Genomic DNA, 11,925 nt, shown 5'->3' with positions numbered 1-11,925 from the left:
CCTTACGTGTTACTGACGCACATCGCGTACTGCGTGGCTCAAGACGATTTCATCGGAACGGGTGGTCACTCGCACCGGCAGCACCTGTGGCAACGTGTTTAGCCAGCGATCAATGGCATTGGTGTTGATCGTCCCCGTAAATCCTAGGTTCTCTAGGCCGGGGTCGGCGATGCGAATGGGTCGGGCGCTGTAACGGTTGAGATTAGTCACCACGGCACTCAACGGCTCATTATCAAACGCGATGCGATTCTCGCGCCAAGCCACGGCTTCGCCCGGCAACACCTGGTCGACCCCCAAGGTCGATGTGGTGGGGTCATAGACGACCCGCTGACCGGCTTTGGCCTCGATCATCGCGGTGGCGCCACGCCCCGAATCCACCCGTACCCGACCTTCCGTCACCACGATGGTTACGCGCTGCCCGGTATGCCGCACATCGAAAGCAGTTCCCACATCGTGAATGGCCAGACGACCGGCGGTTACGATAAATGGCTTCTTCGCATCGTGCGCTACTTGAAAGAACGCCTCGCCTTCGGCCAAGTCGACCTGGCGCTCTCGGCCGGTGAAGCGCACGGCGACGTGGGATGCGCCCCCTAGCGCCATCTCGGTGCCATCGGGCAACCGAATGTTCCGATGCTGCGCGATCGCACTGGCGTAGTCCTGGGTGACCCTGTCGTGGGTGGCGATGCTCCACGCGAGATACCCGCCCCAGATGACTGCCATCAGTCCGGCCGCCGCCGCCCATGAAAGCCATGGCCGCGTCGTGCGTGTGGGCGTGGCGAATTCACGCACCAGCGAGCGACGCGCCTCGTCGTCGAGGCTACCCAGTTGGTTCGCCAATGCGTTCACTCGCTCGAACAGATCGAGATGGCGCGAATCCCCTTCCACCCACAACAACCATTGCTGCAGGGTTTCATCCGCGACGGCCACCTCGCGAAGGCGCAGCCACCAGTCCGTGGCGACCTGCAGCGACTGTTCGTCAAAGCGTTCGATCGATGACATGCGATTTACTCCAGATCGTCCACGCGCGTACGGCATAACACCAACGCACGCGTCACGTGATAGCGCACCATGCGTTCGCTGAGATGCATGGCGCGCGCGATCACGCCAAAATCGCGCCCCTCGATCATGTAGGCCACGAAAGCGTGGCTGGTTTTCGGGGGCATCTCCCGCAAGGTACGGCGAAGATTTTGTAGTTGTTCCACCGCCATGGCTTGGCGTTCCGGGGTCAGGGTCGTCATAGGAGGGGACTCCGAGGCAGATTCATGGACCCACCGCGTGCGGACCGTTTGCGAGCGCAAGCGATCGACCGCCAGATTGGTCGCGATACGAAACAGATAGGCACGGAGGTCGTTCACCTGCGTCGGCTGTACGAGCGTCAACAGGCGGACATAGGTTTCTTGGGCGACTTCCTGCGCATCCGGCTCCGATTGCAGCCGGCACCGCAAGTAGCTGACCAGCGCCGGATAGTGTGTCCGGTACAGCGCCTCTACCTGCATCGCGTACGATGATCGCTGCCCATCCCGGGCTGGATCGGGGATGGGTTTCACCGTATCCATATCCCCCTCCATGCATGAGAAGAGCCGCGCATACCCGGTGGGTGAGATGGGGCAGGATCGGCCGAACCGGCTTCGCGCAACGCGCGCACCAATAACCCTTCCGCCGTGGCACGAAGCGCTTCACGCCGCCGCGAAGCGGACCGACGATGGGCGTTAGCGGTCAGTGGCGCCGGACCAGCGAACACGGGCAAGGCCTTTCCCCCGTCATTGCCGATGCGGTCGCGCGACGTTCCCACCGCGCGGTGTGCATCGGTCAACACGGGCCACCGGTGATCTCGAGGTGACCTCTCGCAGGCTCCCGTCAGGACGCACGTCATGCCGTAGTGCCGGGCGAACACGCGCGCCAAGCCACACATCAGCTGATGCGGACGCACCCCATGCATGGCATGCGCCAGCGTTCGCCTTGTCGCGTGTCGGCTCCTTTGCCAGGGCGCAGCGTCGGTGGTGATGACCAAGGCGGTCCCTTCGTCGATCACGGTCATCGCGATCCGATAGAGCACCTCCTCACCGTCGGTGAGCTGCAGGCACAACGCACCCACATGACCCAGGGTACGGAGCGAGCACAGGCTGAGCATCGCATCATGTCTCGATCGGAGCGGCAGCGTGCCCAAGCATGCCGTACCGCGGATATACACGGCGTCAAACAGGGCGGGTGGTAGATGAGTCAGGGCGAATCGATGTTGTGACAACAGATCGAGTAGATGCACACGACAGCTCCCGAACCAAGTCGCTCCACGCCGCCGCACCCAGCCGGCGTGGCGGGGAAGGGCGGGTGAGGATGACGGCGACGTCCTACGGAACGCCGACCGGTGCACGTGACAGACCCGAGCCTCAGGCGACGCGCGACGACCGTGTCGCACCAAACCTCGCTGGCAAGGGGCCACCATCACTGCGTAATGACGCTCACGCAGACAATGCGCTCGCTCAGAAAGACGCGCGACGCAACGCCTTTTGAAATGGCGTCGCGCGCTTTGATGCGGTTGATGGCACCTGAGCCTCGACATGCCTTGCTGCGGTAAACGCATGGCCTAGAGTCCATCCATCGGACGACAGGCATCTTTGGACAAGAGAATGAAGGGCGCTTGAGGCGCGAGTTGAAGATAGAGCGCCATCGTCGGTGATGAGGGCGTCTCCTCATGAGGAGATGCTGGGAGCGGCGCGGCGATCAGCCACTCCGCGTCCGGAGCGGATCCGGTGGTGGGAAGAGAGGTCATCAACGCCTGGCATTGGCGGAACACGGAGATATCTAGCGGCGCGATGCGCCAATAGCTGGGCGAGTGACGAAAGGTCCAGATCGACCGGCCGGACGAAGCCGGCATCAGCGATAAAAGAAACGTCTCGGATGCCGCATGGGCGCGCGAGACCTCCAATCGGATGGCTAATCGAAAGGGGCCGGCCGCGTTGCCTTTGGCTCCCACGATGCCAAAGCGCAGCGCGTAAGGATCGGCCGTTGAACAATCGGCCGGGGAAAGGAGCGGCATGCGTCGTCGGGTTGCTTGGAACATGGCCAGCGGTCCAGTGGAATGTTGACCCTCTGTGGACGTTTGATGGCGGAGGATTTGAAACGACAAGCCAAGTCATCGACGTGCCTGCGCATATCGCGCATAGCAGACACAAAGCACATCGAACATCCATGATCTCTACACAAGCGCGTGCTCTGATTCATAGTCTGCGTCGTGTCGTATCACGTGGGATCACCTTACGGTGGGCTTGCGATCAGGAGATCTGGTCGAGAGTGTCCGTTGCGGTGGCGTCGAGCGACGGCTGGACAACGGCGCGACTGACCAAAGCAATGATCCGTAGCGGAGTAATGACGTGGCGCAAGCGGCATCCGGCAGTCCATGCCGCCTCCCCATCCTGATGTACCACAACGTCGCACATCTACCGCGAGACCTACAGATCTATCGCAGCTTGTATGTCAGCCCTGCCGCATTCGCTCGTCAGATGTGGCTGCTACATCGGATGGGTTACACCGGGCTGTCGATGTCTGCCGCCATGCCTTATTTGCGAGGTGAGCGACAGGGTCGCGTGGTCGCGATCACGTTAGACGATGGCTATGCCGACAATCTTGAATCGGCGCTGCCGGTGCTGTCCCGATTCGGTTTTAGCGCCACGGTTTATGTGGTCAATAGAAGCATCGGCCGCTTCAACACTTGGGATGCAAAACGCATTGGTATCCGCAAGCAACTCATGACGGCCGATGAGCTGCGGCAGTGGCATCGCGCCGGCATGGAAATAGGCGCGCATTCGCAAAATCACCCTCGACTGACGCACTGCAGCGACCACCAGTTGCTGGACGAAATCTACGCTTGTAAGGCTGATCTGGAAGATCGCTTCGGCGTGGCCGTAACGCAATTTTGCTATCCCTATGGCGATGTGGATGATCGCGTTGCCGATGCCACTCAACACGCCGGCTATGAAGCAGCGACAACCACCCATCGTGGGCGCGCGACGCGCGAATCGAATCTGTGGCGCTTACCTCGCGTACAGATAGCTCGGCATCACTTTCTTCCGCAGTTTGCCATGCGAGTGCTGACGGGCTACGAGGACCGGCGCGCATGAAGTTTCTCTTTGTGGGCACCAACCCGGAAAACACCGGCGGTGCGACGCATTTTGTCGCGCTTGCGCAAGCCCTAATCGAAAGCGGGCATGAGGTTCATGTCGTGACGTGTGCGGGCGGCCTGATCGCACAGTCGTTGGCTCAATCAAGCGCTAGTCTTCATTATGCGGCGTTTCGCAATGCGTTCGATGCACGGGGATGCCGGGACGTTCTGGCTGTCGCCAAGCAGGTGAGGCCCCATTGGCTGGTCGGCAACTTTGGAAAGGAGTACTGGCCGCTGGTGATCATTGGCCGCTGGTTGAGGGTGCCGGTGGCGTTATTTCGCCATCGGACACCACCCATGAAGCGACTATCTGCCTATGGGATTCCGCGCTTGGCGACCCGGTTCTTCGCCGTATCCGAATATGCGCGGCAGGCTTATCTTGATCGCGGCATACCGGATGCCTTGGTTCACGTGCTCTACAATCCGGTGAACCTCTCAAAATGCCTGCCCGACCCGGCGCGGTGTTGCGCCATCCGGCATGCGCTTGGCATCAGCGACGATGCCATCGTGCTGGGCTATGCCGGCCGGATGCACGGCGGCAAGGGCATTTTCACGTTGATCGAGGCGGCCACGGCCGCCATGGCCGAGGAGCCCCGACTGCACTGCCTATGGCTCGGCGATGGTCCAGAGGCGGCTGCATTGCGAGCGCGTGCCGCCGCGGGACCGAAGGCCGATCGGCATCATTTTCTCGGGTGGATCCATGATGTCGGCTCATACTACAGCGCCATGTCCGTGCTGGCCTTTCCGTCGATCGCGTCGGAGACGTTTGGTCGCGTGTCGATCGAGGCGCAGGCGGCAGGCGTGCCCGTCATAGCCAGCCAGGTCGGCGGCGTGCCCGAAACACTGCATGCCGGGGTAACTGGGCTGCTCCTTCCGCCCGGCGATGTCGAATCCTGGCGCAACGCCATCACGATGATGTGCAACGAGGATTTTCGGCGCCCGATGGCCGAGGCCGCGCGTCCATATGTACAGGAACGTTTCAGCACGAAAGTCATTGCAGAAGCCTTTGTCCGCAAATTGACCAGCTGATCAGAACTCGCCGGATGGAATGATTTTCTTCGCGCGCGGTCCGACGCCACGCCCACGGCACGGATCTCGTGCATGTTATTTGCTGCATTAAAGAGGATAGATGCCATGAGCTGCCTCGTGATCGTCGCCTATAAGCCCAAACCTGGCAAAGAGCGCGAACTGCTTGCGGCGATCAGGGAGCAGGTCAGGTTGCTCCGATCCGAACAGTTCATCAGCGACCACCCGATTTCGCTTGTGCGCGCCAGAAACGGCGCGATCATTGAAGTTTTCGAATGGTGCTCTGCGCAGTCGAAACGCCGCGCATACGATCATCCTGCGTTTCGCGCCTTGCGGAATGACTTCAGTAAAGCTTGCTATTACATGCCTTTGGCACAGCTCGCCGAATCCTCGCAGATATTCGCCGAGTTTGAGCCTGTCACGCTGTAACACCCTTAGCGAGGGAGGCGTCGCATCGAACGCAGTCCTTAATCGTTCGCTATGACGCGGTTTACTTGCGGCCCCGTATGTGCGCAAGGATCTTGTTCAAGACCTCGCGATGACAAGGGCAACGCAAGCGGGCCGCAGGCGCTGATACGTCTGCGACGTTGTAGCGATGATCGCCGATGCCATTGCAGTTGGTAAGTTTCCCTAGGACATCCCCGCCTAAAGACCGAACCGGTCGTTGGCGTCGATGACTTCTCAGTCGCACGGGTCCTGTCGTCGATGCTCCGTGGAACGTCGCCATCGGGAAGAGGGCGTGCAGCGAGCACCTGACTCTCGATCTAGCCACCTCTCCGTAGAGGGCTTGTAATGGGGCGGGTTTGCCGTAGGACATCCATGCTGATGCCCTGAGCCACGCACTTCGAAGCAGCCAGGATCCTCCCCACACCCACTATGACCACGGCGATATCGGAAAAGAGGGGTCAGGAATACCCTGACCCTGTCCCAAGCTTGCTAACCACGTAAACCGCATAGAAGTCGTCGAGGCGGCGATGGCGACGGGGAAACTTCGGCTCCAAATCAATCAAGAAACGAATGACCACCTTCTTCAGGTGGGCCTTCAAGAAGGTGCTTCGTTTGTACTCAACGATTGAGAGGTGAAATTTTGAAATGGAGGCCGCGGCATCGCGTCTTCACACTCGAAGAGTGCGGACCTTCTCTCACTTCAGATTAGGTCGCGACATTCGCAAGCTCTGCGACGGGACTAGTCCATAGAGTGCTTCGCCGGGGGTTCAACACCTTGATGCAGTCGATGCGTGTGTCGAGCACGATCGACCGGGTCCGGACAGGGAAGTGGCTAGAGACGCCTCCGAATATCCATTTTTGATTCAATCATTGGGAGGAATGAAAAATGAAGAACGGATTTCAAATGAAGCTGCTAGCGGCTTCCGTCTTACTGATCACGACGGTGACAGCCGAGGCGACTAGCGATGTTCATTCCATGCAACCTTCGTTCGTCAGCAAGTACGATCTAAGTTCGTTGCAGGATGGGAAAACGTACCGCGGTTTCATCGTCACTTATAAGGACGGGAGCACGGAACGGGACGATGCCAGTACAGCCGTACAGAATGTCAGCGCCGCCATGACACGCGCCGGTGGTGCGCCATCGGTCGGAACCAAAGCGATGCGGGGATTGGCGAGCAAGGCGTCGGGCCTGCATTACGGGCATAAGCTTGCTTCGGGTGCCGACTTGGTACGCACTGATCACCCGCTCTCGAACGCCGAGGCATCTGCCGTCATTGAGCAGATCGCAACTGATCCGGCGGTGGCGTTCGTGGAGCCGGAATACATGCTTCACGCGATGAGTGACGTGGTTGGGCCCAGCGCCGCGGCGACGTTCACGGTACCCAATGACCCGTATTACCCCACCTATCAATGGGATTACTTGGCCGCAGACGGCACCAATTTTCTTGACAGGCAGCTCAACACGCCCGTTGCCAACTGGGGCGGCGCAAATATCCAGAAGGCGTGGAGCTTGGCGGATGGTTCTGGCGTGGTGATTGCCAGCCTGGATACGGGCGTGACCCAGCACCCCGATCTGAACCTCACCCTGGCCAATGCCGGCTATGACTTTCTTTTCGACCACGCGGTTTCAGGCCGCACGACTGACGGTCGCGTAGCTGGCGGCTGGGATACGGGAGACTGGACAACGGACAATCAATGCGGAGTCGGCATAGCGGCTAGGAATAGCAGTTGGCACGGCACTCATGTCTTCGGCACCGTGGGCGGTCAGCTCACCAATAACGGCGTGGGCATGGCGGGCACCGCTTTCAACGCACGGGTCGTGCCGGTACGTGTACTTGGCCATTGTGGCGGTTCGAACGCCGATATCGCCGACGCGATTACCTGGGCATCGGGTGGTCATGTGGATGGCGTGCCTGATAACGCCAATCCGGCAAAAGTCATCAGCATGAGCTTGGGCGGCAACGGGCAATGTCCTGCCGAAAGCGTACTGGGAACCGCGATCGCCGGCGCGATAGGTCGTGGCGTAGCGGTGGTCGTCGCGGCGGGTAACGGAAACCAGGACGTTGCGAATTCGTCGCCTGCGAATTGTGCCGGTGTTGTCGCAGTGGCCTCGACGGGCATCACGAGCCAGCGTGCGTTCTACTCGAACTACGGTAGCGGCATCACGCTGGCGGCTCCCGGTGGTGGCGTGTATCGCGACGATGCCTCCAGTGGCGACCAGGCCACGACGGGCTTCATCTGGTCCGCCATCAACGCGGGCACCACAACACCAACCACGGCTACCTACGGAGGCATGGCCGGCACGTCGCAGGCCACGCCGCATGTGGCGGGTGTGATTGCCTTGATGCAGAGCTATCGCCTAGGCCTTGGCCGGGCACTGCTGGCGCCGGATCAGGTGACGTCGGTATTGACGTCGTCCGCCGCAACGCCGCAGGTGAGTAGCGACCAACCCATCGGCGCCGGCATTCTGGATGCCTATAAAGCCGTGCAGATGGCGGGTAGTCAACCCTGATGAATGACATCCCCTCCCTTGCTCTTTGTTGGCGAGGGAGGGGATTCTCAGGCTTCAGCATTCCGCCTTGGGTTCCGCCCGAAAGAGCGCGGTCGAGCTCCTACGTACGGGCGAGGTACTTGATGACGTTTCGCCCAGGGAGGCTCTTACGAACGAGACCATCCGGCTTTAGCGCCTGCCTGATTCCCAGGCACTTCGCATCAATGAGAAATCATAGGACTCATAGTAGTCTGCGACGACGAAGCTTCTCCTGATCAAGGTTTTCATGGCCATCCTGTCGGCGATTCTATATTTCCTCACCCAGCATCCCTTCTTGGCTTGGCCCGTCATCATGGCGGCGGGGACATTGCTGGCTCACGCGCTGGCAAAACGACGGCGAAAAGCTGGCTGGTATGGGCTGATCCTGGTCTTCTTCATCTATGGGCAGATCAACATCTTCACCGCGCACATCTTTAATGCGCTTTTTCTCGAGGCCTTCGGGATCGACGGAACGGCGGTCATCACCCAAGCGCAGGAAACCAATTCGACCCTGAATGATCAGAGCGTCTGGGCTTATGACACGGTAGTGAAAACGGCGGACGGCCGTGATGTACCGACGCAATTCGACACGATGTCCGCCAGTATCTATCCGATCACCAACGCCATCCTCATTCCGCCCGAGGGCGAGATCTTCGTGGTCAGATACATTCCAGGCTTCCCACGCAACTTCGTCGTCATGCGCAATCTCTCACCCTACGGAAAAAGGTACGTAATCGACGAGGATCGTCGACCCGTCGAGAAGGCGGCGGCGCAATTCCGGGCCGGTCCGCGCAATAACGCCTTCATCGCGGAATACCGGGAAGCATTGGTCACGTTCATCGCCAGCCACCACGACGATGCCGATCCTGCCCTGATCGAGAGCTATGAGGCGCAACTGGACGCCTTGCCACGAGCGAAGTGAAAGCCCCTGCCGCATCGGCGCGATTGCCAGACGGCTGCCCAATGAGATGCCATAGCGGATTCATATTCATACCAATCCAGCCATCGCATGGCGATACACAGAGGAAGTGTTCTTGGACGTTTTCGATCTCACCCGGCACCCCGATCAGATCAACCCGGCCTATCTCTTCTTTCTCACCTTCGCAGCGCTCGGCCTGGGCATGTCCGGCTTCACGCTGTATCTGGCCCGCCTCGGACGAAAAGGCGCGTGGCTCTACCTTTTGCTTGCCTTGGCCATCACGGCAGGCGTGTGCTGGGCGCTGCTGCACGAGATCCGTCATGCCAGCACGGTGAAGGCACAAGTGCGCAGTGGCCAATTCGCCAATGTCGAGGGATGTCTCGACCAATTCCATCCTGGGCTTGCCTCGCCGGGCGAGTCCGATGCCGGCCAGGAGCAATGGTCGGTGGCGGGGCAGCTGTTCGATTATGGCGCGGACGAAGTTCGGCTTGGCTATCATGCGGTCGAGCCCGGCGGCGGCATTGTCCACGCGGACTCCTGGGTTCGTGTCGGTTATGTCCACGACGACATGCTTGCACGCAACGACATCGTACGGCTCGAAGTCATCCAGCACGCCTGTCCGGCAGCGCCGGACTACGCCCAATAGGTTGTCCCAAAAAAACGCCTCTGTCCGGCGTTCGGGTGCGCCCTGTTCGCTGGCAAGTTGTCCCCATCCCCATCGAATCCCCACGATTGAAGGAGCTGTCCATGCAGATCACCACAAGCTCGCCTCCCTTGCCGCTGGATGGTCCCGAATGGGCCCGGTTCCGGCATCGGGAAGCCTTACGGAAGGCGATGCTGGAGCGGCGCTTCGACGAGATCGAGCGCACGCTGGGCGAGCTTGAGGCGGCATGGTGGAAGTCGGCGGATGGCGCAGACATCCACTACGGGTTTCTGTCCAGCGGCGCCGGCCTGTTCGACTATGCCAGCGTCGACGCATCCCTCAGATTGGAAGGGCTAACAGCCTGGAGTCAGGCCTATCCGCGCTCCTACCATGCCAGGCAGATTCTCGGTCAGTATTATTTCGGCCGGGCCTGTGCCATCCGAACGGCCGCCTGGTCTTCCGCGGTGAGCGAAGACCAATGGGTCGCCGCCCGCATGGCTTGCGTGACGGCAGCCGAGCATCTGCTGGCGGCAATGGCGCTCTCGGAGCGGCCGGCGCTTGCTGCCGAAACCATGATGCAGATGAGCCAGTATCTCGGCCAGCCGGACTTTGTCGATGCGCTGTTTCGCGGCTTGCCCGTCGAAAAAACCATGCAACGGGAGGAGGTCGAGCCGAACCTTTACGATGCGGCCTGCGCCAGGCTTGCCCAGCATGGACTGAAGCCGCCGGGCACGATAACGGCGACGCTTCCTGCCAGTCTTCCGCGCTTGCAACAGGCAGGCATCGACAACCCGGGCTATTACTGGCTGCGTTATGGGCTTTCGCTCCGGCCACATTGGCCCGAGCTCCTAGCAAGCTACGCCCAGTATCTAAGCCCAAGGTGGGGCGGTGGCGATGGCGAGGTCGAAAAATTCGCCGTCGGTCCTTTGTGTTCCGCTCTGAGCGAGCAGGAACGCAATGCCGTCCGATGGCCCGGCGTGCATGATGCATTGACGCTTCCCGATTATCCGGAGCCGGGCGATGTTCGGGAGGTTCGCGCCAGAGAGAAAATCTTCAAGGATTGGCTTGCGCGGGATCTTTCCGATGACTTGCGCTTCATGGCGCTCGGGAAGTACGCCAATTTCACCCATTACTCGCTCAAGGACGCGAAACTCGCGCACCGGCGTCATGTCGAATCCATTCGATATGGCAAGCCGCCCGAGACCTATCCGGGTGTGGATGGTCCGTTTCGGGATTTCACCAACCTGATGTTGATCAAGCATGTCGACGACAGGCATGCCGAGGATGAGGAGGGCGCCTATGCGAGGGTCCTGCAGACCGCCGTCCGCCATTTTGATGAGCCGACCATGCTTGCCGTGGCCGCTTTCGCCTGGCAGTTTGGCATATGGGGCATCGGAGCCGACCCGGCCGTGGCGACGCAATTGATCGACCGCGCGGTACAGCTCGAACCGCTCTACGAGCCCGACGAATGTACGCCCATGCATGCTTGCCGAATGATCTGGGACGGGGGATTTCAACAGGAGGCGACCTATCTCACCCGCGCGTTTGCGGAAAGGCGCGCTTACTCCGCCGCGGCCAGCATGTACGACATCACCAGCGGCATCCGGCCCGATGCCGAGCCATCACTGCTCGATGAGAGCGAGGTGAATCGCTGGCTCATGCAGGCGGCGGAAGAGGGGGAGCCGGTCGCGCTGCACAACTACGCCTGGCGCCTTGAACATGTCGACAAGCTGGACCTGACCGTCCGTGAGAATTTCGAGCGCATCCGCTCTCTATACGTCGGGGCGATGCATGGTGGCATCGACATGGCCATGATCAGGATCGCCAGCGTCGATCGCCGGCACGGCACGGCGGACGAAAAGCAGCAGGCCGTCGCCCATATGAAATCCCTGGTCGCCCACGATGACGATCACATCGCCGGCGAGGCTTATGGCGAGGTCGTCCTGGCCTACAAATATGGCGATGGCGTCCCCCAGAGCGAGTTCATCGCCATGCAATGGTTCGACCGCTACAAGGAGCTGTTCCCCAGCCATTCCACGCTGGAGTGGCTGGAGACGCAGGTCTATGGGGCGAGCGGATGGCAGATGGCCGGGCGGGGACTGCGCGCATTCTTCCTCGGCAAGAAACTTTCGAGTGAGCATCTGCCGCCAAAATGAGCATCGCCGCGGCCAGCCCCCTTCCGCCACCCCGTGAAGGCAGAG

Annotated in this window: 11 protein-coding genes; 7 read left to right on the top strand and 4 right to left on the bottom strand. The window is 60.6% G+C overall.

Features of this window, described 5'->3' with window-relative positions; translation table 11 throughout:
• Positions 1-9: 9 nt before the first annotated feature.
• The 4 genes from ISS97_RS17135 to ISS97_RS17120 form a co-directional block, all read right to left on the bottom strand.
• Positions 10-999: a FecR family protein gene (locus ISS97_RS17135; RefSeq protein ID WP_379983387.1), complete on the bottom strand. Its 990-nt coding sequence runs from the start codon at positions 997-999 to the stop codon at positions 10-12.
• A 5-nt stretch (positions 1,000-1,004) separates the two neighbouring features.
• A complete protein-coding gene (locus tag ISS97_RS17130) occupies positions 1,005-1,556 on the bottom strand; it encodes an RNA polymerase sigma factor (protein WP_379983388.1) in 552 nt (183 codons plus the stop codon).
• Entirely contained in the window at positions 1,544-2,443 is a 900-nt protein-coding gene (locus ISS97_RS17125) for a DUF535 family protein (RefSeq protein WP_404580158.1), read from the bottom strand. Before ISS97_RS17125 ends, ISS97_RS17130 begins: the two co-directional genes overlap by 13 nt.
• Before the next feature lie 141 nt (positions 2,444-2,584).
• A complete protein-coding gene (locus ISS97_RS17120) occupies positions 2,585-3,061 on the bottom strand; it encodes a hypothetical protein (protein WP_379983390.1) in 477 nt (158 codons plus the stop codon).
• A 355-nt stretch (positions 3,062-3,416) separates the two neighbouring features.
• Here ISS97_RS17120 and ISS97_RS17115 point away from each other — a divergent pair, with 355 nt between their 5' ends.
• The 7 genes from ISS97_RS17115 to ISS97_RS17085 all read left to right on the top strand — a co-directional run bounded on the left by ISS97_RS17115 (position 3,417) and on the right by ISS97_RS17085 (position 11,880).
• Positions 3,417-4,118, top strand: a complete 702-nt coding sequence (locus ISS97_RS17115) for a polysaccharide deacetylase family protein (protein ID WP_379983741.1) — start codon at positions 3,417-3,419, stop codon at positions 4,116-4,118.
• Entirely contained in the window at positions 4,115-5,188 is a 1,074-nt protein-coding gene (locus tag ISS97_RS17110; RefSeq protein ID WP_379983391.1) for a glycosyltransferase family 4 protein, read from the top strand. The genes ISS97_RS17115 and ISS97_RS17110 overlap by 4 nt, the downstream gene beginning before the upstream one ends.
• Positions 5,189-5,293: 105 nt before the next feature.
• On the top strand, positions 5,294-5,614 hold the full coding sequence (locus tag ISS97_RS17105; protein WP_379983393.1) for an antibiotic biosynthesis monooxygenase family protein: 321 nt from the start codon (positions 5,294-5,296) through the stop codon (positions 5,612-5,614).
• 904 nt (positions 5,615-6,518) lie between these two features.
• Complete coding sequence (locus ISS97_RS17100) at positions 6,519-8,144, top strand: S8 family serine peptidase (protein WP_379983395.1); 1,626 nt, start codon at positions 6,519-6,521, stop codon at positions 8,142-8,144.
• A gap of 265 nt (positions 8,145-8,409) precedes the next feature.
• Positions 8,410-9,084 (top strand): hypothetical protein, encoded by a 675-nt coding sequence (locus ISS97_RS17095; protein ID WP_379983396.1) that lies wholly within the window; start codon positions 8,410-8,412, stop codon positions 9,082-9,084.
• Between the two features lie 112 nt (positions 9,085-9,196).
• The gene (locus ISS97_RS17090; protein ID WP_379983397.1) at positions 9,197-9,727 is read left to right on the top strand and encodes a hypothetical protein; all 531 of its coding nucleotides are present in this window, start codon (positions 9,197-9,199) and stop codon (positions 9,725-9,727) included.
• A 101-nt stretch (positions 9,728-9,828) separates the two neighbouring features.
• Positions 9,829-11,880, top strand: coding sequence for a DUF4034 domain-containing protein (locus ISS97_RS17085; protein ID WP_379983398.1), 2,052 nt, complete (start codon positions 9,829-9,831; stop codon positions 11,878-11,880).
• Positions 11,881-11,925: the final 45 nt, after the last annotated feature.

Source organism: Dyella koreensis, from assembly GCF_044904565.1.
Taxonomy (GTDB): domain Bacteria; phylum Pseudomonadota; class Gammaproteobacteria; order Xanthomonadales; family Rhodanobacteraceae; genus Dyella_D; species Dyella_D koreensis.
The sequence above is the reverse complement of the archived record's forward strand: the minus strand, read 5'-3'. Positions and strand labels throughout refer to the sequence as shown.